18 protein-coding genes and 1 pseudogene are annotated in these 24564 nt (G+C 59.7%); 12 read left to right on the forward strand and 7 right to left on the reverse strand.

The genetic code is table 11. The annotated features are described in order from the left end of the window. The 3 genes and pseudogenes from gltA to LAP85_01600 all read left to right on the forward strand — a co-directional run bounded on the left by gltA (nucleotide 1) and on the right by LAP85_01600 (nucleotide 2994). Nucleotides 1-1422, forward strand: coding sequence for an NADPH-dependent glutamate synthase (gene gltA, locus LAP85_01590; GenBank protein ID MBZ5495070.1), 1422 nt, complete (start codon nucleotides 1-3; stop codon nucleotides 1420-1422). Continuing rightward, a pseudogene (locus LAP85_01595) lies at nucleotides 1419-1881 on the forward strand (hypothetical protein). Before gltA ends, LAP85_01595 begins: the two are co-directional and overlap by 4 nt. A gap of 45 nt (nucleotides 1882-1926) precedes the next feature. After that, nucleotides 1927-2994: a cytochrome-c peroxidase gene (locus LAP85_01600; GenBank protein MBZ5495071.1), complete on the forward strand. Its 1068-nt coding sequence runs from the start codon at nucleotides 1927-1929 to the stop codon at nucleotides 2992-2994. A gap of 123 nt (nucleotides 2995-3117) precedes the next feature. On the opposite strand, the gene LAP85_01605 is transcribed toward LAP85_01600, so the two are convergent. Then, the gene (locus LAP85_01605; protein ID MBZ5495072.1) at nucleotides 3118-5973 is read right to left on the reverse strand and encodes a hypothetical protein; all 2856 of its coding nucleotides are present in this window, start codon (nucleotides 5971-5973) and stop codon (nucleotides 3118-3120) included. Between the two features lie 22 nt (nucleotides 5974-5995). Continuing rightward, on the reverse strand, nucleotides 5996-7111 hold the full coding sequence (locus LAP85_01610) for an FAD-binding oxidoreductase (protein ID MBZ5495073.1): 1116 nt from the start codon (nucleotides 7109-7111) through the stop codon (nucleotides 5996-5998). Nucleotides 7112-7298: 187 nt separating this feature from the next. On the opposite strand from LAP85_01610, the gene LAP85_01615 reads away from it, so the two are divergent. Further along, nucleotides 7299-9620 carry a homoserine O-acetyltransferase gene (locus LAP85_01615; protein ID MBZ5495074.1) on the forward strand — a complete coding sequence of 774 codons (2322 nt, stop codon included), beginning with the start codon at nucleotides 7299-7301 and terminating at the stop codon, nucleotides 9618-9620. Between the two features lie 163 nt (nucleotides 9621-9783). Then, nucleotides 9784-10659 carry a hypothetical protein gene (locus LAP85_01620; GenBank protein ID MBZ5495075.1) on the forward strand — a complete coding sequence of 292 codons (876 nt, stop codon included), beginning with the start codon at nucleotides 9784-9786 and terminating at the stop codon, nucleotides 10657-10659. A 92-nt stretch (nucleotides 10660-10751) separates the two neighbouring features. On the opposite strand, the gene LAP85_01625 is transcribed toward LAP85_01620, so the two are convergent. The 4 genes from LAP85_01625 to LAP85_01640 all read right to left on the reverse strand — a co-directional run bounded on the left by LAP85_01625 (nucleotide 10752) and on the right by LAP85_01640 (nucleotide 15925). Next, a complete protein-coding gene (locus LAP85_01625; protein ID MBZ5495076.1) occupies nucleotides 10752-11111 on the reverse strand; it encodes a nucleotidyltransferase domain-containing protein in 360 nt (119 codons plus the stop codon). 66 nt (nucleotides 11112-11177) lie between these two features. Continuing rightward, nucleotides 11178-14717, reverse strand: coding sequence for a glycoside hydrolase family 2 (locus tag LAP85_01630; GenBank protein MBZ5495077.1), 3540 nt, complete (start codon nucleotides 14715-14717; stop codon nucleotides 11178-11180). 343 nt (nucleotides 14718-15060) lie between these two features. Continuing rightward, nucleotides 15061-15474 (reverse strand): transposase, encoded by a 414-nt coding sequence (locus LAP85_01635; protein MBZ5495078.1) that lies wholly within the window; start codon nucleotides 15472-15474, stop codon nucleotides 15061-15063. A gap of 64 nt (nucleotides 15475-15538) precedes the next feature. Then, nucleotides 15539-15925: a VOC family protein gene (locus LAP85_01640; protein MBZ5495079.1), complete on the reverse strand. Its 387-nt coding sequence runs from the start codon at nucleotides 15923-15925 to the stop codon at nucleotides 15539-15541. A 159-nt stretch (nucleotides 15926-16084) separates the two neighbouring features. Here LAP85_01640 and LAP85_01645 point away from each other — a divergent pair, with 159 nt between their 5' ends. Together LAP85_01645 and LAP85_01650 are read left to right on the forward strand one after the other, a co-directional pair. Then, nucleotides 16085-16816, forward strand: a complete 732-nt coding sequence (locus tag LAP85_01645; protein MBZ5495080.1) for a helix-turn-helix domain-containing protein — start codon at nucleotides 16085-16087, stop codon at nucleotides 16814-16816. Nucleotides 16817-16997: 181 nt separating this feature from the next. After that, nucleotides 16998-17372: a helix-hairpin-helix domain-containing protein gene (locus tag LAP85_01650; protein MBZ5495081.1), complete on the forward strand. Its 375-nt coding sequence runs from the start codon at nucleotides 16998-17000 to the stop codon at nucleotides 17370-17372. Nucleotides 17373-17418: 46 nt separating this feature from the next. Here the strand turns inward: LAP85_01650 and LAP85_01655 are convergent, their stop codons facing one another. Then, nucleotides 17419-18027 carry a hypothetical protein gene (locus LAP85_01655; GenBank protein ID MBZ5495082.1) on the reverse strand — a complete coding sequence of 203 codons (609 nt, stop codon included), beginning with the start codon at nucleotides 18025-18027 and terminating at the stop codon, nucleotides 17419-17421. Nucleotides 18028-18201: 174 nt separating this feature from the next. Here LAP85_01655 and LAP85_01660 point away from each other — a divergent pair, with 174 nt between their 5' ends. The 5 genes from LAP85_01660 (at nucleotide 18202) to LAP85_01680 (ending at nucleotide 24499) form a co-directional block, all read left to right on the forward strand. After that, a complete protein-coding gene (locus LAP85_01660) occupies nucleotides 18202-20856 on the forward strand; it encodes a protein kinase (GenBank protein MBZ5495083.1) in 2655 nt (884 codons plus the stop codon). A 484-nt stretch (nucleotides 20857-21340) separates the two neighbouring features. Further along, complete coding sequence (locus tag LAP85_01665) at nucleotides 21341-21880, forward strand: DUF2284 domain-containing protein (GenBank protein MBZ5495084.1); 540 nt, start codon at nucleotides 21341-21343, stop codon at nucleotides 21878-21880. A gap of 117 nt (nucleotides 21881-21997) precedes the next feature. Continuing rightward, entirely contained in the window at nucleotides 21998-22456 is a 459-nt protein-coding gene (locus LAP85_01670; GenBank protein ID MBZ5495085.1) for a DUF4097 domain-containing protein, read from the forward strand. Between the two features lie 139 nt (nucleotides 22457-22595). Further along, on the forward strand, nucleotides 22596-23942 hold the full coding sequence (locus LAP85_01675; GenBank protein MBZ5495086.1) for an oligogalacturonate lyase family protein: 1347 nt from the start codon (nucleotides 22596-22598) through the stop codon (nucleotides 23940-23942). A gap of 59 nt (nucleotides 23943-24001) precedes the next feature. Beyond that, a complete protein-coding gene (locus LAP85_01680) occupies nucleotides 24002-24499 on the forward strand; it encodes a hypothetical protein (protein MBZ5495087.1) in 498 nt (165 codons plus the stop codon). Nucleotides 24500-24564: the final 65 nt, after the last annotated feature.

The raw sequence follows: 24564 nt of genomic DNA on the forward strand, positions 1-24564 counted from the left end.
ATGGAGTCTCCTAAGCCACCGAAGAAGAAATTAGACCTGAACCGCAGGGAAATGCCCAAGCAGCCTCCGGAGGTCCGTAGGCATAACTTCAATGAGGTGGCATTGGGCTATTCTCCCGAGACCGCAATGGAAGAAGCGGCCCGCTGCCTGCAGTGTCCAAGCGCGAATTGCGTCAAGAGCTGTCCCGTAGAAATTAACATCCCTGCCTTTGTTGAGCGCATTGCAGAGGGGGATTTTGCGGAGGGTGCCCGGATTTTGAAGGATAAGAACTGCCTCCCCGCAATCTGCGGGCGTGTCTGTCCGCAGGAGGAACAGTGCGAGGGAAGTTGCTCGCTGGTGAAGAAGGGAGGACAGATTGCCATCGGGCGACTCGAGCGCTTTCTGGCCGACTGGGAAGCACGCCAGGGTGCGGTCACGCTGCCGGCGATTCTGCCGCCTACAGGGAAAAAGGTCGCAGTCGTGGGTGGGGGGCCTGCAGGTCTTACGGTCGCCGGCGATCTCATAAAGCTCGGACATCGGGTGACAATTTTCGAGGCTCTCCACAAAATGGGCGGGGTTCTCGTATACGGCATTCCGGAGTTCCGCCTGCCCAAAGCCATCGTACAGAGGGAAGTCGATTATCTTGTCAAGCTCGGCGTCGAGATCGTGACCAACTACGTTGTGGGTAAGACCAGAACAGTGGACAATCTCCTCGAAGAATTTGATGCCGTGTTCGTTGGTTCGGGAGCCGGTCTTCCCTGGTTTATGGAGATTCCGGGTGAGAACCTGAACGGCGTGTATTCAGCCAACGAGTACCTGACCCGAATGAATCTGATGGCGGGATTTCTCTTCCCGAAATACCACACGCCCATCAAAACTCACCAGCGCGTCGCCGTCCTGGGTGGCGGTAACGTGGCCATGGATTGTGCCCGGACTGCATTCAGGCTGGGAGCCGACACCAGGATCCTCTACAGGAGATCAAGGACCGAACTCCCTGCGCGTTTGGAGGAGATTGAGAATGCCGAGGAGGAGGGCGTCATCTTCGAGTTTCTGACCCTCCCTACCCGTTACATCGGTGATGAAAACGGCTGGGTGAAAGCAATCGAATGCCTGAAGATGCGTTTGGGCGAGCCTGACTCCTCCGGCAGGAGAAAACCCATACCCATAGAGGGTTCTGAAACCATCTATTCCGTGGATGCCGTTGTGTGCGCCATCGGCAACAGCCCGAACCCTCTCATTGCGGCCACCACGCCCGGCCTGGAGGTCGGCAAGAAGGGGAACATCGTCGTCGACGACGCAACCGGCAAGACCTCAAAACCGCGAGTCTGGGCCGGTGGTGATGTGGCTACCGGCGCCGCAACCGTCATCCTTGCCATGGGCGCAGGCCGAAAGGCCGCGAAATCGATCCATGAGTACCTCTCGGGAAGTTCCTTCCTGGACTGACGGTGTCCGCCGGGACTGTGCAGCCCGCCAATGTACTGGTCATTGGAGCAGGGTTGGCCGGCTTGCAGGCAATCGCCACCCTGCATCAACGAGGAAATGGTGAAGCTGATGGTCCCTGGATCGGTCATCGTGGACGTTGCTGCCGAGCAGGGCGGAAACTGCGAACTGACCGTGGCCGGTGAGACCGTGGAAAAGTATGGTGTTACGATTCACGGGGCCGTGGAACTCCCCTCCCAGATGCCCCAACACACGAGCCTCCTGTATTCACGCAATGTGAGCCGGGCTTTTGAGAACCTATATCCTCATCAAGATGACTCCATCAATCTCGAGGATGACATTAACCGGGCTGCTCTTGTAACATACCGAGGTGAAATCATCAGCGAAACCTGCGGAGGGAAGGGAAGTTCTGAAACTCCGCCCAGCAGGATGCTGAGAAGACAGACAGGCATTGAGGTCTGACCACACCGTTCATCAAACGTGATGTTTACAGGCAGGGAGGATGCAATGCATAAATCATATCTAGGAATACTACTGATCGGAATGTTTGCCGTGCTTAGCTTTAGCACCGGCTGTGGTAAGAGCGCAGCCCCACCGCCCAGCCCCGTCGCAATCGATGCCGCCAGGCTGCAGCCTTTTGCTCCTTTGCCGGCAGTGATGACATCTGCATCGAACTCGATCACGGATGAGAAGGTCGTATTGGGCAGGATGCTTTATTACGAGCCGCGCTTGTCCAAGAGCCAGAAAATCGCATGCAACACCTGCCACCTCCTCGACAAATATGGCGTGGATGGGCAGGCGACGTCTGACGGGCATAAAGGCCAATTGGGCAATCGTAATGCTCCCACCGTCTATAACGCCGCCGGTCACCTGGCACAATTCTGGGACGGCCGCGCCGCGAATGTCGAAGAGCAGGCAAAAGGGCCGGTGATGAATCCGGTTGAAATGGCCATGGACTCTGAAGAAGAAGTCATCGTGGTTCTGAAGTCGATGCCGGAATATGTCACGGCGTTCAAGAGCACATTCCCGGGAGAGAAGGACCCCGTAACTTATGACAACATGGCCAAAGCCATCGGCGCCTTTGAACGCAGGCTGGTAACACCTGCCCGTTGGGACAAGTTCCTCGGCGGTGACCAGAACGCACTGACTTCCGATGAGAAGGCCGGATTTAACGCCTATGTCGAGGCCGGATGCCAGACGTGCCACGCGGGCGCGTATCTCGGCGGAAACCTCTATCAGAAATTGGGCATGGTGAAACCGTGGCCGGATGCATCCGATCCCGGGCGGGAGAAGATCACCAAGAGCGAGGCTGACCGCATGGTATTCAAAGTGCCTTCGCTGCGGAACATCGACAAGACCGGACCTTACTACCACAACGGCAAGGTCGCGACATTGGAGCAGGCCGTCTCCCTGATGGCGGAATATCAGCTTGGCAAGTCGCTCACGGATGCCCAAACCAAGTCGATCACCACATGGCTCGGGGCCCTGACTGGAGATATCCCGGCTGAGTACGTCAAGGAGCCGGTCTTGCCGAAAAGCACGGCCAGAACTCCAAAGCCGGACATATCGGATTAATCCGACGCACGAGTCTGGAAGCCGATCGCTGACGTCCTGCCAGGGGGCCGCAACGGCAATTTTCGCAAATCGCGGAGATGTGCCCGATGGTTCGGTTCCCCCTGGAATCCTCCAAAACCGCAGTTATCTTCTTGCGACGACTTTGTTCGTGTATTCGGGCTCGACGTTCTCGAAGAAAAGGCCCTGGAATCTGCCTTGGGCGATTTGGGGCACCGTAACTTCGATCACATGTTTCACCCCCGGCTCGAGAGACGATATGTCGGCGTAGCTTCCGAGGAAATTCCGTTTGTTGTTCCCGTAAATGTTGTTGTAAGCCTTCCTCACCTGAACCGGTTTACCATCGATGGTCATAGTGACTTCCCTGGAATCATCCGGCTCGGCGGTGTGCGCGTACAGCAGCAGCCGGTGAGAACCCAGCCAGGGAGCGATCAAGTCATCCTCCGTATAGGGTACCGGCCAGGCTTGCTGCCTGCGGCGGAGCTGGTCCAAGATCCGGGCCGGAATCTTAAATGCAGCTTTGATTGTGCCGCCGGCGAAGGCAGGGTCATAGGCCCATAGGGGTTGGCTTCTGGTGAACGCTTCACCCGCAAACCTGATGCGGGCAAATACCATGTTCCCCGCCTGCTGGAACTGCACGCGCGTGCCGCTGGCAGTCACCGAAATCATCCTGGTATCGCCCGGCAGCATGACGGCAATCTCGCGTTCGGAACCCGCCTCACCCTCGATTCCGACAAGAGCCAGCCTGTTTCCTGTGACAGCCGCCCTCCCGCGGACGCCGAAAAGAACGGGTTGCGGCATAGCAGGCGCCGCCGGCCTGATGGCGAGCACGACTGCCGTGTTCCCCGCCATCGGTAGTACCAGTCGTGCGCCGGACTTCCAAATGCCAGATTGAGGATGGCCGATGAGACGACCTTTTTCGGGGTACAGTTCCTCGAGAAAGAACAGAGATCCCTTTTCGAGCCCGATCGATCCGTCCAGGGCAAATTCTGCATTCACCACCCGATAATTCGGGTTGAAGAGGAAAACGAATCCACGATCACCCTCACAGGCGGCGGTGCCGTCGACACGCCCGATCATGGGTGGCCCGATGATCGGCTTGATGCGCCTCAGGATGGCCTCGTTCGTGTCGGTCCAGTCGAGCCAGGCGCGGAACCAGCGCTTGTCTTCCTCTGAAAACGCCTTGAACTCATCCGGATCCCGAGCCGGGATGTAGTCTATTACATGGTTGAAAGGCGCAGTCCCGATCGAAGACAGCACCGAGAATTTCCAGCCGAGAACGTCCCAGTCACGAGGCCGGAAACGGTCCCGCCGCATGACTTTCTTGGCATCGCTCCGCTCGGTCTGATGAGTCATGAAGCCCGGCAGAATCTCAGGCGGGCAGAACCGCTGCATGCGGTATGTCCATGCAGCGAACCGCTGACGATCGGCAGAGACACGATCCGTGTGGAGATCGGGAAAAGAAACAAAGCTCTCGGGCTGCTCATCGGTCAAGGACGGGTGCGGGTAGGAGCCCGCAAGCCACGTCCAGGGCCCGAAGTTCATGTACTGTTGCCGGCCGTCGATCACGATGTCCGGAAGGCGCCGGCGCAAGGTTTCGAGGATGCGGCGGCAGCCGTTCCATTGAGCATACTTGCTCGACGCGTTGTCATATGCGATCCACCAGTGGTCGAAAGAAAATCCGCCGGCACCAGTGGCGCTGACAAAATCAACCAGCTTATCCACCCACCAGTCCTGGAAGCTGCGGAGTCCCATGTCGGGTCCATTGTACCCACCGACCTTGCCGGCAGCCCACCTTGTCCATTCCGGGTTCTGCATGAAGGGGAGCGAGGGATAAGCATAAGCGACAAGCTTGATGTTTTTCGATCTTGCGTAATCGAGAGTCTGCTGCAGCGACTGTGGGATGGGATCTCTGGCCGGGTCCCATTCGCCTTTGCGGATCTTCTGGCCCATGGCAAAAAAGAGGAGGTTTTCCCAACCCCAGGCGTCGCGGTTCTCGGCGAGGCTCGACAGGCTGCTGTTCGCCGGTGTGAAGAGCGTGTACTGGCAGCCTAGTTCGGAGGCCCGGTCAATGATGCGCCTGAACTCCTGCCATCCTTCTGCGGTCGCGACGTCGATCTGATAATCATTCTCGCACCAAGGTACATGAACCCGGATGCTTTTGTGCGGCCGGTAAGGCAGAAACCAGTGGACGCAGTCGACCAGGGCATCCACTTCGGCCATGTCGATCAATGGATTCTCAGTAAGATACCGCTGGTAGTCGGGTACATAGGTCCACTCAGGGACGGCTCTGGCCAGAAACACGGAGCCGCTGAGGGGGTACAGCCCGATGAGAAATCGGTCCGAGGCATACGGGCCGTAAGCGGACTTCCAGTCGATTTCGGGAGCGTAGGAAGCGGACATGACCTCTCCATCCTTCTTCCAGACATTAAAGGGATTCTGATAGAGGAAGAACGCCCCAAACGCCTGCCTGGAGGAGACGGCACTACCCTCGCCAAACCGGAGCAAGGTGCCCCATGTGCCCCTTGTGAGCGGCACCTCCTGGCGGGAGGCGGGCTCGATCCTGGCGGCGAAAGCTTCCACTTCATTGACGCGATAATCCGCAGGATCCAGAGGCTGGACGACAATCTGCTTGGACAGGAACCTGCATCCCGGCGAGAGCTCGTAGATCACATCAACAGTGAAATGCGACCCGCGGTAAGATACGGACACCCTCCAGTTGGAGCCCATCATATCGATCCATGTCAAATTCTGGGCGGTGATCTTCTCCCCTGCGACGGTCAGTGAGAAAGCTTCATCCGCAAACCGGACTCGAAATCCCGTGCGTGCATCTACGAGCGCCGTGAGGCGGGACGCGGAAAACTCCGCGCGAAGGAATTCATTGGCGAGAATCGGCACAGCCTGACCTGCCGCAAGATGTGGCCGGGCCGGAAACAAGATGAATGCAAGCGCCCACCAGATTTTGAGTCCTGGATTATTCATTATCCCTTCCTCTGAAAAGGTGTCAATCAAGCAGGCGGTCAGGTGCCAGGGCTGATGACGATGGATGAGCACTTGCTCCTTCGGCCACCCATTGTGCCGCAAGTTCGCCGACGAGCGGAGCGCATGTGATTCCATGGCCACCCAGACCAGCCGCCCAATAGAGTCCGTGAAGGCGTGGGTCGGCACCGACGACAAAGCGATGATCGGGTGCAAAAGTCCGCATGCCCGCCCAGGATCGTGCGACGCGTGCTTCCGCCAGTGCCGGCAGCCAGCGCGCCGCCTTGATGGCGATGCGCTCCACTTGGGAGGAATCCGTGGTTTCGCCTTGTTCCGGACTCACGGGCACCGTGTCGCAGCCGCACATCAACAAGCCGCCGCTTTCGGGCCGGAAGTAGAACTCGTCTCCCAGGATCCATACCACCGGCCAGCGGCGATCCACTTGCCTCAGAGGTTCGGTGATCAGCAGGTGCCGGCGGTGGGGAACCAGTGGAAGAGGATATCCGGCACTCGTTGCCAGGTCGGCAGCCCAGCCGCCTCCGGCCAAGATGACCCGTTCCGCCGCCAGAAAGCCGGTGGAAGTCTCGAGCCCTTCGACTTTTCCTTTGCGCACGTGCAGGTGCCTGGCTTCGCAAACCGTCCTCAGTTCCGCGCCTGCGCGGCACGCGCTCTGCAGAAAGGACTGCAGGATGGCATGCACATCGAGCACGCCTTCGTCCGGCTGGTAGAGGACCGTTGTCAGGCCGGGAGCGAGCAATGGAAGCCGCTCATAGAGTTGCGCCGGGTCCACCCGGCAGGGCGCATGTTCTTCGCCGCCGTTTCCGAGGCACGAAAGCAGGTCGTGAGCGTACTCCGCTCGAGCCACCAGGTAGATGCCGACAGGATCCAGGAGGGGATGCGCACAGAAATCCTGCGGAGGATTGCGGTAGAATTTCGCCGATTCGCGGGCAATCCCTCGCAAGGCGGGATCGGGAATCAGCGTGCGCAGAATTGCGGCGTTTCGGCCCGTGGAGTGTGCGCCGGCGGTCTGATCCCTCTCGAGAATGACGATGTCGCGCATGCCCCTGCGTGCCAGGAAGAAAGCTGCCGCCGCTCCTGCAATCCCCCCTCCGACAATGGCGACCGAATGTTTATCTCTCATAGGTACTTCATCAGCTCGAGAACTGACAATTGTGTAAGACAATGCGGCAAAGAACAAGAGGGCCCGACAAATCCAGGTGGTCGAGACGGTCTCGAGATCGCCCCAAGAACTCGTTTGGCGCGGTCGGTCTTCAGCCGGCGCTCGCTGAGGGTCATAGGAACTTGTCATTAGACTCGACAAGAGCGGCGTGCGGCAATATCATCAGTACGTAGCCTTCTTACTCGGGATGCCAAGGATCATGGACGAGCACCGCGAGCTCTGGTGGGACTCGCCGACGGTAGCATTCGGGCAGGTTGTTCAGGTGGACGTACCTGAGGGCCTGACCTTCGTGCGCGGCGGGAGCCTGCCCGGGATCCAGGTGTGCTACGAAGCATGGGGCTCACTCAATGAGGCACGGGACAATGCCGTCCTTGTGATCCACCCGCTCGCTTTGGATTGTCACGTCACCGGCGATTTCGCCGATCAACCGGTTGGCTGGTGGGAGCGGCTGATCGGACCGGGACGCGCCATCGACACCGAACGATATTTTGTCGTTTGTCCCAACCTGCTCGGCGGCTGCTACGGCACGACCGGGCCAAGGTTTCCGGCTGCGGATGGGCAGCCGTATCTCGAGCGGTTTCCGCTTCTCACGCCGCTTGACATGATGCGGATCCAGCGCCTTTATTTGCGCCGGCTGGGGATCGAGCGGCTGCGCATGGTAATCGGCGCCAGCATGGGCGGCATGATCGCCTGGGAGTGGGCCATCGAGGCGGGCGATGCAGTCGATCTGGTCGCAGTCGTGGCCGCCCCGCTGCGGACCACACCGCTGCAGATCGGCTGGAACTGGCTCCAGCGCCGCGGGGTCGAGCTGGATATCAATGGCAACGAAGCCAGCTCCGCCTGGGGGCAAATGGTCGCCCGTGGGGTCGGTATGCTGAGCTACCGCTCTGCGGTCAGCCTGGAAGAAAAGTTTGGCCGCGAGTGGTTCACGCCGCCCGGCTCCACGCTCGGTGAGCGCGGCATGTTCAACGTCGAATCCTGGCTCCGCCACCAGGGTAGGAAGAGCGCCAAGCGCTTCGATCCCTATACATATATCCTCTTTACGCGGGCCATGGACATGTTCGACATCAGCGAGAACCGCGGCAGCGTTGTGACGGCGCTGGAGCGCGTCCAATGCCGCACGCTGGTCGTCGGCATCAGCTCCGATCAGCTCTATCCTCCGGCGGACGTTCACCTTGGAGCCGATATCCTCAACCACCTCGGCAAGCCGGTGGAGTTCGCCGAACTCCGCTCTCCCCACGGGCACGATGCGTTCCTGCTGGAGATTGAGCAGCTCTCGGCGATTCTGCGTGATGCCTACGTGCGCAAGCCGCGCATCGTCCCCACACCTGCACAGCGTGAAATCCGCACTGTCCGCATCGGCATCCTCGGGGCAGGGCGCGTCACGGGGATGTTCCTGCGACTGCTTGCCGAGCGGCACACGCAGCTCATCGAGGATTACAGCCTGCGCCTGGAAGTGGCCGCGGTTGCGGACATCGATCCGGCCCGGACCCTGGATCCGAGCCTGGGGCCGATCGAGCTCGGCTTCGACCCTGAAAAGCTGGTGCGCCGCGAGGACATCGACGTCATTGTCGAGGCAACGCGCGGAAGCGACACCCACAGGCTTCTGGAGATCGCGCTGGCACACAGACGGCCGGTGGCTACCACCAACAAGGGCCTGGTCAAGGAGTACGGGCCACGCCTGGAACAGTTTGCGCTGGCGCATGGTGTCCGCCTTGCCTACCACAACGCGATTGCTGCCGGCTGGCCTCTGATGTATGCGGTCGAGCGGCCATTGGCGCATTTGCAGATCCAGAGCATTCAGGCGGTGCTCTCGTCGACCTGCAATGTGATCCTGGAGCGGATGGAGCAGGGGTTCTCGTTCTCTTCCGCCCTCAACCACGCGCGCGCTCTCGAAATCACCGAGCCGGATCCCGAACTGGACCTGTCCGGCTGGGACACGGCGCAGAAGCTGCTGATACTCTGTGCCCGGGTCCAGGGCAGTCGCTTCGGCGTCGAGGATCTGACCATTCATGGCATTCACAATCTCGACCCGGTGCTCGTGCGCGAGGCGCCGTCCCTCGGCCTGCGGATCAAGCTGGTCGGCCTGTTCGGGGTAAGCCCTGAGTTCCCGGTCGCGGGCGTGCTGCCGCTCGCAGTCCCGGCCGAGGGCCACCTCGGCAGCGTGCGTGCCGAGAACAACGTCGTTCTCCTTGCAGGCGAGGAGACCGGCGAGATGGTCTACCTCGGCAAGGGAAGCGGTAGGCTGCCGATCGCCGCGGCGCTGCTCAATGACGTCGTTGGCCTGTTCCACCCGCGCCACAGCTGGACCGGCCGCTTCCCGCGCGCAGGCTTCGCGCCGCGGCCGGCGCGTTTCGCAACGTTTCTTGTACGCGAAGGCGGCGCCACAGTGCTCAGCGATACCGAGCAGGCGGGCGCTATACCTCTGCTGGAGTCGCTGATCTGGCCCCATCGCAGCCAGGCTTCCTGAACCACAAAACACGTGAAATTCCTTTCGTGTGTTTCGCATGTTACGTGGTTTATGCTGCTCTACGTTGCGATTCAGCACCTCCAATGAAAATGATGAAGCATTTCTCAGTTTTTTCGAGGCTCTGCTCCGGTTAAAATAAGTTTGGCTGGAAAGAGACAGGATTGTGACGCTCTGTTACTTCGTATCCGACCTGCACGGGCATATCGCGCGGTATGACAAGCTGTTCCAAACCATCCTGCGAGTACCTCCCGCGGCACTCTTCCTGGGGGGCGATCTCCTCCCGCACGGATCGGCATCGAGATCGCACCCGGAAGTCTATCACGCAGATTTTGTAAGTGACTTCCTGGTGGCAGAGTTCACAAAGCTGCAGACGGTGCTGCAGGATGCCTTCCCTCGGGTCTTCGTCATTCCGGGCAACGACGATGGACGCTGGCAGGAGAAGGCTTTCCAGGAGGCCGCGGCCCGCAATATCTGGCACTACATTCCAAACCACACGGTCCGGTGGGGAGAATTGTCCGTTTACGGCTATGCCTATGTTCCCCCCACACCGTTCCAGCTCAAGGATTGGGATAGATACGATGTTTCCCGGTTTGTCGATCCGGGATGCATCTCGCCTGAGGATGGTTACTACTCCGTGCCCGTGTCTGACAGCGTGAAGCGCTACGCGACGATTCAGGAAGATCTCGAACAGCTCGCCGGGGATGAAAACCTGGAGCGTGCGATCTTCCTGTTTCACACGCCTCCATACCAGAGCATGCTGGACCGCATCGCAGAGCATGCCCGCAGAATCGATCACGTTCCGCTCGACGTTCATGCGGGCAGCATCGCCGTGAAGCGGTTCATCGAAACCCGGCAGCCGCTGATTACCCTCCATGGTCACATCCATGAATCCGCGCGCATCAGCGGCTCATGGAAAGAACGCATCGGTCGAACCTACGCCTTTTCCGCCGCTCACGATGGGCCTGAACTCGCGCTGGTCCGGTTCTCTCCGGAAGATCCGGCAAACGCCACCCGCGAGCTCGTGGGTGTCCAATCCTGAATGACATCCGATTCCTTGCACATCGCGGCGGATCTTGCTGCCTTCCGTTCTCCGCCGAGGCACCCGGACGCCAGAAACGTAGAGGGTGAGCTTCAGTTCGAGACGGCGCTTTTCAGAGGAAGCGGCATGGCGGCATCTGTAACCGCTCCGATTTTCACCGCATAGCTGGTCTGGTTTTCGATGTCCGCATCTGTGATCAGATGAACATCCAGCAAACCGTCCGACTGGTAACCGGTACGCTGGTAATTCATTTCCGCTAGGCGCTGGCTCCACGCTTCAAGCCAGCTGCGCAATTCCTTCTCCTGTTCGGCGGAACCCCGGAAGTGAACCAGGATGTCGATGTCGCTCCCCACGCCCGCGGTGGCATTCTTGGTGCTCCCGAACAGGTAGAGCGCCACGACAGCGAATTTCTCCCGGTCCAGCTCGGCGGCGATGTGCCTGGCCATCCTCATCCGCCACTGCCAATGTTCTTCCATAGGGGAAGCCCGCTCCTCTGCAGATTCCGTTATTGAATAGCCTCATCTCCGCGCTCTCTGCGTCCTCGGCGTTGAGCTTTTTATGCAGAGTATTGAGACGGGACGCGTGTTCCACCCCTCCAGCCCGATCTCGAGTTCCCCGTGGACTGCGCCGGCCGGGCACTCCACCTCGATCCTGCGGCTTTGCCCGGGCAGCAATGAAACATAATTGTCGCTGGCGTAAGCGGGCAACACCCGCCCGGCGGCGTTGGCGTGACGCAGCGTCACTTTGTTCATCAATGCGACGCTCGCTCCCTGGTTCGTCAGATCGATGGTGACCCGGACCCAATCGCCGGTTTGCTTCAGGGTTGCCGAGCCGGCTACCGTGACCACCGGCAGTTCGTTCAATTTCCGGAAAGTTGCCGGCTGTTCGGCATACCAGTAGAAATTCTCCGACAGCAGCACACCCCCGGCGTCCTTTAGTTCCAGTTCGATGAACGACACATCCGCGACAACCTCTTTCGGCAGGTCGATAGAAATGCTCTCGACAGCCGTGCCCGGTGCAACGGAGAGCCGCGCGCTCCGAGTGAAGGCCGGCTCACCGTCGAAAGAAAATACCCGAGCCGTCAGGGAGATGTTTTCCAACGGCCTGGTGGTGTTGTTTACAACCATGGTCTTGAGGTCCGGGAGGTTGAGCTGGACGTGAACCGGTTCGCAGGCCTTTTTCGCGCCATAGAACGTCCCGTGCGTGTCGTAGTCGTGGCTGAAGAGCTGCCAGCTCATGCTGGGCCACGCAGGCTGGCTCATCCAGAGAAGGCGGCCGCTGTTCGGGGCCCAGAGGTGGGCGTTGAAGCCTTCAAACATGGCCCGATGATCAACATAGTTGAACATTTGCGCCTTGCGCTCAAAATCCTCCAGGTTGGCAGGAGCGCCCAGCTGCAGCGCCATGGAGGTCATGAAGGGCGCCACGCGGCCGCCGCCGTCCGAGTGCCAGTCGTGATAAGCCCATGTGTCATTCGGCGGCCACAGATCGGACTCGGGCATTATGGTGCGGAGTGCTTCGATGGTGGGCGGCGACGGCAGGCCGAGCTCCGTGGAGAATCCGCGGGCGCGCACCGTGAAGAATTCGATCGGCTCGCCGTGATTCCACGGGCCACTCGGTGCCAGGTTGATGAGCCGCGAGTTGGGCAGGTAACAGCGGGTGCCGTCCAACCCGCGGATGAGGTCGTCGAGGCCGTCGTTGATGGCCGGAGTCGGCACCCCCTCGTTGCGCCCGCACCACAAGGCAACCGAAGGGTGATTGCGGAATCGCAGCAGGGTATCGCGCGCGTTGGCGAGGAACAGGGCCGTATCGCTGGGATCGAGGTTGGAGTCCTGTGTGGTAATCCAGAAGTCGTTCCAGATCAACAGGCCGTATTCATCGCAGAGGTCGTAGAGAGCTTCCTCGGTACTCTGGCCGCACCAGTTGCGGATCATGGTAAAGTTCGCATCCCGATGAAGACGGACATAGGGTTCGAGCCGTTCGCGAGAGACGCGCTTGCGTGAATCGTCCAGGCCCCAGTTCCCGCCTTTGCATGCAATGCGCACGCCGTTGACTCTGACGACCAGATTTGGAGAAGCTCGCCAGTCACCCAGCATCCGAACCGCAGGCGATGACTCGGCCCCCGGAAGGAGGGAATAGACATAGCCGGCCGCCGATTCCAGCGCGGCCTCGTAACGCACATCGACGATATGCACGCCCTGCGCCGCGGTGGGCGCATATTCGATGCGGCGCTGGCGTCCGGTCTTGTCGAGGAGAGTCAGCTCATAGGTAAGCTCGCGTATGCCGAAGCGCAAGCTCCTGGTATCGGATTCTCCCTGTGCATCCGTAAACGACACTTTCAAGTGATACAACTCGGGACTCCCGTACCCGTTGGGCCACCAGAGGTGCGGATCGGTGACGGAGAGTTGCGGGAACTCCGGGGGAGCGAGAGTCACCGATGAATCTCCCGGCCGCAAAGTGATTTTTTTTGCGATCTTCACACCTTCGAACGACGCCTCCAGTACACCTGCAACGGTTGCCTGCGACTCGTTGCGGACAGGTATTGTGATAGTCACCAGGGCGTGGCTCGTGTCCGGCAGCGGCAAGGCCGTGACAACCTGAATATCACCGATCTTCACGGCTCCTGTTGCCGTGAGCAGGACATCCTGCCAGATCCCGGTATTGCGGTCGCGAATTCCGGGGAGCCAGTCCCAGCCTTCCGTGCAGATGAATGTGGGGCCGTCGAGACATAGCATGCCGCCGTTGAGCCCGGCGCCGGCTTTCACCGACTGCTCATGCGGTATGCCGGGATGGGGCGGCGGCGACACGCGCACTGCCAGCGCATTCAGCCTTCCCGGCTCCATGATTCCGGTGACATCGAATATCCCGCGGATGAAGGCGCCCCTGATCTCGCCGAGACGCCTGCCGTTGAGCCAGGCCTCGGCGGCATAGTTGATTCCCTCAAAGCTGAGCGTCAGCCGACGTTTCTTGAGAGCTGAGGGCGGATTAAACTGGATGCGATACCAATAATCCTGCTTGTTCAACGTCTCGGGAATGAAGAGGTTGTACAAACCATAGTCAGGATCGGGATACCTGCCCTGGTCAATCAGGGTCGTCAACACCGTGCCCGGAACGATCGCGTTCAGCCAATCTCTTCCGGCGGAATTGACTTCCGGCCGGGAAACTGCGGCTCCATCCGCCGTCACCTTGGGTGCTTCGGCAAGACGCCACCCGTCCACCAACGCCCATCGGTTTGTGCCGCGTTGCACAAGTTTCCCGTTTGTGAGATCGGTTTTGGATGACGGCGGCAGATTTAGAATCGGCGCCGATGAATCGGCGGGCGCAAGAGATTTGGGCAAGGTGGCGGGATCCTGCGGTGCCCGAAGTCCGGATGTGGCGCGGGTTGAAACAGGCCAGGGCTTGGAACCCGCTTCGAAAGGCAGCGCATCGAAGCGTACAGTCTGGGACAGCAAGCTTCGGATCTGGTCGATCGTAAGTGCACGAGCCGTCAGGGTGAACTGCGCGATCTTGCCACCGAAATGTTCACCATCAGGCCACGGAAGAGGTTGTGGGGCCAGCTGCATCACCGGGGCAGCCGGCTTCAACTGCACGGGCTTGACGGCGATTTCTGAGGCATTGAGGTAAAGCCTCACTGTCGTACCGTCAAAAGTGGCTGCCAGCATGATCCATTTTCCCGGATCCAACGTCGCCGGCGAGGACACACGATCAGCGCCCGTCCAGAACGCAACCTGGCCGTCCAGCACGGCGAGATAGCGCTGCGCGCCTCCGTCGGCGCCGGGTTCCCCGAACCCGGCAAGCAGAGTGTGTGCCGGAAGGGGCTCCTCGCTTCGGATCCAGCAATACATCGACCACGCGGAAGCTGCTTCCAGCGGAGCACCCTGCGGCAGGAAGGGCTTCTTCAGGCCAAGACCTCCGGGGATGAAACTGCCGTGGTAGGGCCCGATCTCCCTTGCCACATCTTGAGCGGCAGCGGCATCAATGTCCGCGAACCAGCCGAATATCGGCAGGCAGCAACAAAGAACAAGACTGATCCATGAAACAACGCGCCGTTTGTCGTTCATATGCAGGCTTTCCCTGTCTCTTGATTACGGGTGGTCTGGGGTCACTCCCCGCACCGGCTCCGGATGCTGTCTCACACTCATCTCCCGACGGCGTCTTCTAGGGTGTATCAAGCCCTTCTCTATACTTGGTTTCTTCAATGCTCACGGTAAAGTCATTCTATCACGACAGGCTTTGTCGCATACTCCGGATAGGGTGACAAGACTGGTCTTGCCAATCGCATAATTGCCTGGCCCGCGCATATTCAGAATGCCATGTTTGAACACCATTGCGGTTTCCGAGTGCTCTGCCCTCGCCCACCGCGTCGGCCGGCCCCTCGGGCGTAAAGCGGACGGTACTGGAGATTCAAAGGATAGCGCCAGATTGATCAGGAATTATCAAGGGCCTCCAGGCGGCCGCCGGGGCCAGTATGCCGGAGTAGCGAACCAGATGAAACCGCGGTGGAGGCACAAGCGCGGCAAGTTTGCGGAGGAGTTCCAGGGGCTCAAAGATGACGTGGGTGGTTCCGTCGCGCCAGCGGCGTTTGAGGTGATAGAGGAGCCTGCCGTCGGGCAGAAGCGACAGGCGCTCGGTTGCGACCGCAGGGCGACCTGCGTAACGAGGAAGCCGTTCGAGACGGCCGGACCGCCGCGCTCGGCGCCGAGGAGGTGGACTGTTTTCCGAACCGATTCCTCGAACGCATGGAACCTGCGGCGCCGGAACCCCCGGCCGCGGCAGAAGGCGAATCCGGCCGGGGCGGCTACCGATCTGCCTCCCCATCCTGAAACTGAAGGCAGGCAACGACCCGAACGCGCAGGGCCGGATCACCGAAGCGTACCTGGGCTCACGAGCCTTTCTTCAGCCATGCGGCGAAGACGATGATGTGGCCGCCCGGCTCGAATACGCCGATTTCGCGCATCCCGTAGAAGGTGTCCCGCGGGGCCATAGCGACGGGGTAGCCGTCGAGTCTCCTTAGAATGTCCTCGAAATCGTCCACCTCGACAAAGAGGGAGGCGGCGCTGGACTCGCCCCGGGGTGCGAACTTGGGCTCATCCTTGCGCACGCTCGCGATCGTCTGCAGCATCAGTTCGGCGTTGTCCCGGCTCAGGATCACAAAGCCCAGGCGATCGCCGTCGGGAACCTCGACTTTCTTGGCGAAGCCCATGCGCTCGACCCAGAAAGGCAGTGACTTTTCAATCTGATCAACCAACAGCACTGGTGTGATTTTCATACCATAAGAGTAGCGTTCGGTGCAGGAGGGGAATAGGAGAAAACGGACATTTCGAGGCCCCGGAAATGGACAAACGAAGAGGCAAAACTGACAGGAATTATTCGGTAAACTGAGGTTCCTGATATATTCTGGTTGTGAAGCGAAGGGTGGAGAGCCGCCATGGAATATTGTGAAATAGCCCCTCAACGGCATCTGGCCGAAACTGTTGAATGCTTCTGGACGCTGCGGCAGACCGGCCCCGGTACTTTGATCCACCGTGTGGTTCCCGACGGATGCGCCGACATCATTTTCTCTTACGGCGCCGGCGAGCCGATTCTGGGCGCGGTCGGTGCCATGACCCGGTTCGAGGATTTTCCGATTCAGCCGGGGCAGGTGTCGATCGGCGTGCGCTTTCGCCCGGCGATGTGGACGGAGCATCTGAGGGTTCCCGCGGATCGGATTACGGACAAGGTGCTGTCCCTTGAAGACCTGTGGGGCGCCCCTGCTCGCAGGCTCCGCCAGCACCTGGGCGAGGCCACTTCGTCCGAAGACTGCATCTCGCTTTTGGCCGCCGCCATCACGCCGCTCGTGAGGACGACGCCGCTGCAGTGCGCCGTCGGCTGGATGGAGGCCCAACGCGGCACGGTGAGGATCCGGGAACTAGCCCGCGAGTGCGGCCTGAGCCCGCGCCAGTTCCAGCGAACCTGCCTGAGCCGGACCGGCCTGTCGCCGAAGCTGCTGGCGCGTGTCCTGCGGTTCCGGCACGCTCTGGCGCGCGTCCGGCGGGAAGCCGGCGAACATGCTGGCCTGGCTGCCGACTGCGGTTATGCCGATCAGTCCCACCTCATTGCCGAGTTCCGCCTGTTCTCCGGCCGGACCCCCGCTGCGTTCGCCCGCGCCGCGGCAGAATGACCGTTTTTCCCTATTCCGCCCAAGCGAGACCGAATATCCTGAGAGACAGCGCCTAGCCCTCGCGGCGGGCGGCGGCAATGGCGCGCGATTTCAACCATGAACGCAGAGGATTCGCCCCATGGCTCAGATCAAGCCAAGCCGCGTGGCCGCGTTGCCGGACGATATGCCGGCGTGGGAACTGATGCGCCGGACGGCGCCGGAGTCCGTTATTGACAATCTGTCCCGGATCCCAGGAGTCGGTCCCTCGATCGCCTCGGACCTGTATCTCCTGGGAATTCATGACGTGGCAGAACTCCGGGGGAGAAACGCCGAATCGCTCTACCTCGACCTCTGCGAGCGAACGGGACTGCGCCTGGACCGGTGCGTGCTCTACGTATTCCGCTGCGCGGTCTATTTCGCCTCGGAAACCAACCCAGATCCCGAAAAACTGAATTGGTGGACGTGGAAAGAGAGCCCGGTTGCCCGCCCCGGCCCCCGTGCAATCAAAAAGGGGAATTCGGTCCTCGATCCGAAAGGCACGCCACAACCGATTGGGCGGACGCGAGGGCGGCCGTGAATGAGAGAGAGGATTGCGTTTTCCGCTCCGCACGCCCGATGAGGAGTTATTTGCCCCAGTACTGGCCGTAGAGTCGTGCCACCTGTCCCTGCATCAGCCGCAGTTGTGCGACGGCGCCTGGATCGCCCGCCGCGTGTTGCAGTATCGAGGCCCCCTCCGCCGGGCACAGTTCGTCGTGCTGCGGGAAGATCTCGCGCAGCAGGAAGTGGGACAGTTTGACGAGGCGAAACGGCCCAAACGGCCGTGGCCGGTTCGCGGCGATGGCCTCGACCGCGACCGACCAGCAATCCAGGATGCTCGCCTTGATATCCGCGAATTCCGCCGTCGGGGCAAAGCAGATGGTGTAGAACCGCCCGAAGCTCTCCGCCTTTTCGACGCCATGCGCATCGCTGATGCCGGCGATCGGAAGTTTGTTCCCCTTTGCGACTTCCTCGAAATTCCGAGCCGCCTGCAGGCCGTTGGTGTCCCTTTCATCCAGTTCGGCGGCATTGAACCCCTTGTTTTCTCCTGCGCTGCGAGACACACGGTCCCAAGGGAATTGTGTGTCTCCTTTCAGAGCATCCATCAGATAAATTTGGCGCAGAAACCGCTCGCAGCGACGAAACCTTACCCTCACGTTGATGCGTCGGTATTTCCCGGCCAGGCAGCATTTCACGTGGCGTCGGATCCGGTTTTTTTGCACACCTATCTTGTTGCAAAACGCTGGACACGCATTGGATGGTTGTGTCGTCCGCGCATGGAATATTTGCATTTAATCAATGGGTGTCCACGTTCTTTCGTTCTTTGCGGTGGATTTTTGTGAAATCCCGATATAGAAATAACACTATCCATGATTGGATCCACGATCTCGCATTACCGCATACTGGATAAACTCGGCTCCGGCGGCATGGGCGTCGTCTACAAGGCCGAAGATACGCGCCTCGGCCGGACGGTAGCCGTAAAGTTCCTTCCGCAGGAGTGGGGGCGCGATCCGACCGCGCGTGAACGATTTCAGCGCGAGGCCCGCGCCGCCTCGGCATTGAATCACCCGAACATCTGCACCGTTCACGACGTCGGGGAAGAAGGCGGACAGCCGTTCCTGGTCATGGAGTATCTGGAGGGGCAGACGCTGGCGGAGCGCATTCTCGGCAAGCCGCTGAAATCCGACGAACTGCTCGATCTGGCTATTCAGATTGCGGACGCGCTCGACGCCGCGCACACGAAAGGGATCGTGCACCGGGATATCAAGCCGGGCAACATCTTCGTCACGAATCGCGGTCAGGTCAAAATCATGGACTTCGGCCTCGCCAAGGTGACGGGGACGGAACCGGCCGGCGCCATGCAGGACACGGCAGCAGCCACAGTCATGCCTTCCGCTGATCATCTGACCAAACCGGGAATGGCGATGGGTACGGTCGCGTACATGTCGCCCGAGCAGGCACGCGGCGAAGATCTCGATGCCCGGACGGATCTGTTTTCCTTGGGCGTCGTACTTTATGAAATGGCGACTGGCGTGTCTCCATTCCTGGGCGCCACGACTGCAATCACGTTCGACGCAATTCTCAACCGCATTCCTCCCCCGCCAGGCAATGTACATCCTGCAATGGCCCAGATCATCGCCAGTGCGATTGAGAAAGACCGCGAGGTCCGCTGCCAGACGGCCGCCGAGATCAGGGCAGCACTGAAACGCCTGCGGCGCGACAGCGAATCAGGAGTGCGGGCTGCGCTCGGCTCCGCTGTGCTTCCGGCAGCGCCGGTTAAATCCTCAGGATGGAAACGTCACATCGTAACAGCAGCAGCGCTGGTTGGAGCGCTGGCAATCGGGGCGGGTCTGTATTTCTGGTTGTCGACGCCAAACCGAAACGCTCATTCGTATCGGCACATGGAAATCACCCGTCTCACCACATCCGGCAAGGCATTCGAAGCCGCGATTTCACCGGACGGCCGTTATGTCGCGCACGCACAGTTGGAACCGGATGGCCAGAGTCTCTGGATACGCCAGGTGGTCACCGGCAGCAATGTCCGGATCGTTCCTCCGGCCCGGTGTACCTACGTCGGCCTGACGTTCTCGCCCGACGGCAATTTCGTATACTACACTGCCACCCCCGAGAACAGCGGGGTTGGCACGCTGTTCCAAATCCCGGTCTTGGGCGGATCCCCCAGGCCGGTCCTCGTCAACATTGACAGCGCCTCCAGATTTTCACCAGACGGGAAGCGGATCGCCTTCCTACGGCGCCGCGCTCAAGAGTATGCCCTCTTCGTGGCCAATGCAGATGGATCCGGCGAGCACAAAGTCGCGTCGAAGGTGGACCCGGAATTCATTTCGCCGTACGGCATTTCCTGGTCCCCCGACGGAAAAACCATCTTCTGCGTCGCCGGCGCATACGATCCGGCCGGGGACTACTACGTTCTTATGTTGGTTCCGGCTGCAGGCGGACCAGGTCAACTCCTGACGAAAGAGAAATGGACCCAGGTCTACGGCGCAGCCTGGCTCGCGGACGGCAGGGGACTTGTCCTATCCCTGGTGGATCGAACATCCCTGAACTCGCAGATCTATTATTTTCCTTACCCCAACGGTGAGTTGCGCCGCATTACCAACGACCTGAACAGCTACAGGGGCCTGAGCGCCACAGCAGACTCCAGCGCCCTTGTCACCATCCAATCGGACCAGATTGCCAATCTCTGGATTGTCGCCGTGGACAATCCGCTCCAGGCGCAACAAATCACATCGGGCCTGGCACGGCACGACGGCACCGGAGGAATCGCATGGACTCCCGATGGAAGAATCGTTCACACCTCCGACGCGACCGGTGGCCGCGAACTCTGGATCACCGGCGCCGACGGCAGCGGCTCGCAGCAGTTGACCTCGGATTCACGGATAACGGGGTCCCCGCGAGTTTCTGCCGACGGACGCTCTATAGCCTTCGCTTCGGACCGGTTGACCGGCAACGCGCACGTCTGGCGGATGGATATCGCCGGCGGCAACCTGAAGCAGCTGACCAGCGGCGTCCGCGACTCGCTCCCCGATTTTTCGCCGGACGGCAAATGGATCATCTACAATCAGATCAGTGCCGATTTCCCGACCTTGTGCAAAGTGCCGATCGACGGCGGCGATTCCATCCGGCTCACCGGATCCGACGCGTTCATTTTCTTTCCAACGTATTCTCCGGATGGAACGAAAATCGCGGCGAATTACGTCCAAGGCCCCAAACGTTGCGTCGCCATCTTGTCTGCTGAAAACGCAAAGCCCGTCCAGTTTCTCGATATCGGCATGCCGCGAGTCCTGCGCTGGAGTCCCGATGGGAGCTCTCTGTATTTCATCAAGACAGAAGGAGCAGTATCGAACATCTGGCAGCAGCCGATTGCCGGAGGCGCTCCCAAACAGGTCACCGATTTCAAAACGGACTCCATTTTTTCGTTCGATGTATCACGCGACGGCAAGCGTTTTGTGTTGAGCCGCGGTACGTCAAATGTCGATGTAATGATGATCCGGGATGTGAAATAAGGAAAACCTCGCCGCAGAGAGCAAACCATGAAAAAATTTCGAACGCCACACTGGCCGTTTGGGCAGGCGAGGGTGAACTTTCGCGAAAGAACAACTATCGACGATAAAATGACGGGTAGTTCGCCTATTAGGAAACGCGTGAAGGGCGCAAGTCCGCCTGTTGATCCGCAATCCGTCATTTTGCATTGAATGCTCGGACGAAATACATCCTCGTCCACTTTGCCCAACCATTTGACTGGGATTAAATCTCAGGGGGAATGGATAGGGAAGGTGTAGTCCGCTTGCCGTACATCATCCTTTGTTCATTGTTAAGCAACCAGTATGCCAGATCGTCGATGGGAGAAGATTGCTGATTGCCTGGCGCACGGTAGGAGACATCCAACATGGCGCATCGGGGAGCGAACGGAGTGGCCGCATTTAGGGCAAAGAGAAGGGTAATCCGCAGCCGGAAGCATAGGAAATTTGAAAATCAGAGGGGTCATAAATGGATAGCCGGACAGATCTGGAAGCGCTGATCACAAAACATGGGTTTACGGACTTCAAATGGATGAATCCAAGGGACATCGTGGTGGGACAATGGGTGCGGATGAAGTGCATGTTCGGCTGCGATGAGTACGGGAGAACAGCCTCCTGTCCCCCGAATGTACCCTCGGTGGCGGATTGCCGGCAGTTCTTTGACGAATACCAGACGGGCGTGATCCTGCATTTCGAAAAACGTGTGGCGAAGCCCGAGGATCGCCACTCCTGGTCGAGGAAGGTGAACCAGAAACTTCTGAAACTCGAAAGGGCGGTGTTCTTGGCAGGGTATGAGAAGGCATTCCTTCTCTTTATGGACAGCTGTTGTATCTGCAAGGATTGTCCGGGGCGGAGAGATGAATGCAGGCAGCCGCGGTCGGCGCGGCCTTCTCCCGAAGCGATGGGGGTGGATGTCTTCTCCACCGTGAGGCGCTACGATTACCCGATCGAGGTTCTGTCGGGATACTCCCAAGCCATGCACCGCTATGCTTTCCTGCTGGTAATATAAGGGATCCCGTGCCAGGTTATACTGTCCCCGCCGATAGATCGACATCGGGAAAAGAGAATGACAAGGAGAATAGGGACAGTATAACCAGGTACGGGACTTTTTCTCGGCAATCTCAGCATGCACAAGGAATCCGGCGACGTCAAGATTGACGGCGTAAGGGGCATCACCACCATCGAAAGCGAAACCGGGCAGATGGACCTCCGCCGCCTGGGCATGCTCGAAATCCGCGATGCGAATGGCAACCTGACGATCGTGGATGCCGCGTCCGCGCGCATCCACAGCCGCGGCGGCAACCTGCGGTTGAGCGGTGTGAAAGGCGACGCCGTGATTGACAACGAGGCCGGCGAGATCATCCTCTCGCGCATCGGCGGCAGCGTGGACGTGCGCGATACCTCCGGGCAGATACGCGCGGACGATACAGGCCCGCTTACCATTCATGATACCTCCGGCGACATCACGGTACCTCGTCCCGCAAGCCTGAATGTGGTCGCAAAAGAATCGGGCCAGATCGCCGCGGGCGAGATCCGCGGGGCCGTCGCCGTGCCCGTCGGATTCAAGGTCAAGCGACTCAAGTAAAACTGAGGATGCCCAGGGGCGTCTCGCGGAGAGCGCCGTCCACCATGTCCGACGGCCCGATGTGTCATTCGCCCAGAAGTTGAAGTGTATTCAACCGAATCATGCAAGCCTGGCGAAACCCATCTGGCAGGGTGCTCTTATGAAAACAAAACGATTAAGAATGGTTTTCCTTGTCATGCCGGCTTGGATTCTGTCGTCCGGCATGGTCGTGGCGCAGATCGGCACCAGGTTTCCTTCTGAGAAGAAAGTGGTCAAAGATCCTGTGACCGGAACTGTTCTGACCTTTCTGACCAGCAAAGCCGCGGGCGATTCCAAGATTTATCAGACTCATCCCCAGTGGACGTCCGACGGCAGATGGCTCATCTTCCGCTCCAACCGTGTCCGCGGCGAAGCCATGGCCGTAAATGAAGCCGGCGGCGTTATCGTGCAGGTATCGGAAGGGGGCTACACCGGCATGCTCTGCGTCACCAGGAAATCGATGAAGCTCTACATGATGAGAATCCTGAGAACCGGCACGCGACCTGCGCGCGGCGGCGCCATGCAGGTGATCGAGATCGACCTGGCAAGGCTCTTTGCCGACTCCGAATCGGGCAAGCTGAAGGCGGCCGATCAGTATCAGAGAGTCTGCGGCACCATACCGGCCGAGTTGGACGCCGGCGGCGACATGGCGCTCGATGCCGATGAAGACTACGTCTATTTCCGCGTCGGGAAGGAGGAAGCCGCGAAGCATCTTCCGCCGGGAACGAAGATCGAGCCCAACTTGGGGCCGCGCAACATGGGCGCAGGCCCCGCAGCCCTCATGAGCATGAAGATCTCCACGGGAGAACTGAAGCACATCGTGTCCGTGCCTTTTCAGATAGGCCACGTGCAAAGCAATCCATGGGTTCCGGGCGAAATCGTGTTCTGCTGGGAAACCGGCGGCAAGGCTCCGCAGCGCACCTGGACGGTCATGGCCGATGGCAGCGGCTTGCGGCCGCTGTACCCCGAATCGGAGTATGAATGGGTGACGCACGAGGCCGTGATCACCAAAGACGAGGTGGCCATCGCCATTATGGGGCACCGCCGGATAGGCACCCCCGAGATGCCGGTCGATCCGGCCAATCCCGGTCAGGAGAAGTCGTGGGGCCCGTCGGGAACACGTGCCAAACCGACCGGGCTTGGAATTGTGGACTTGAGAACCAGGGAGATGATGATCGTGGGCCAGACGCCGTCCGGCAGCGGGCTGTGGCATGCGAACGGATCGGAGGACGGTCGCTGGGCTGTCGGCGATGACTTTTCCCGAAACATCTATCTCATCGACCGGCGCACCCATGAGATGGCCCTGTTGTCCGCCGGGCACAAGACGACTGCGGCGGATCATCCTCACCCCACCTTCAGCCCGGATGGAACGAGAGTAGAAATCCAGTCCGCGATGCTCTCCGAAGACAACCGGTCGATGAACATTTGCATCATCCCCGTCCCCGAAGCATGGCTGCAGAGAAAATAGCGCCGGGGAATGCGAAGAATCCCTTGTTATCTTCCGCGCGCCCGGGAGAATATGAGGTCATGAAGCGGTCGATTGCAGTTCGCTGCATGTGCGCTCTCGCCTTGATTTTGTGTTTTTGGGTCTGGCGTGAGCGCTATCTGTCTGTCACCCATGCCAAGGCTTGGGAGTGGAACAGCTTTCGATTGTCGGATATCGCAAGCCTAATGATTTCCGGTGATCTCAGTCCGCAATTGGGACCCATCACGAATGCAGTGAACAACATGGGCATCGCTGCAATTGTGTGCGGAACGTCCCTACTGGTTCCTGGGGCGTTTGGGATAATTCGTCCGGCATCGAGACGATTGTTGCCTGTTTCAGTCGTCAGCGCATTAGTTCTGGTCCTTGCTACTGCCACTCTTTATTTTGAAGCGCTTAGGCTCTATGGCATGGCAGCGACGCCAACTGTAGCGCCAAATGGGGGAACCTATGTTGCTGCCATCGTTGCCGCAATCGAGATTGGAGCGGGAATGATTGCACGCAATGCTTTCGTTCCGCTAGTTGCCAGATCCAAACCATGACAGGGCTGGAATCAAGCAGTCGTTCAAACTGCCCAGAAGCGAGTCTTAGATCGTTTTTGAAGGAG

The sequence above is a fragment of the Terriglobia bacterium genome (assembly GCA_020072565.1).
Classification (GTDB): Bacteria; Acidobacteriota; UBA6911; order UBA6911; family UBA6911; genus JAFNAG01.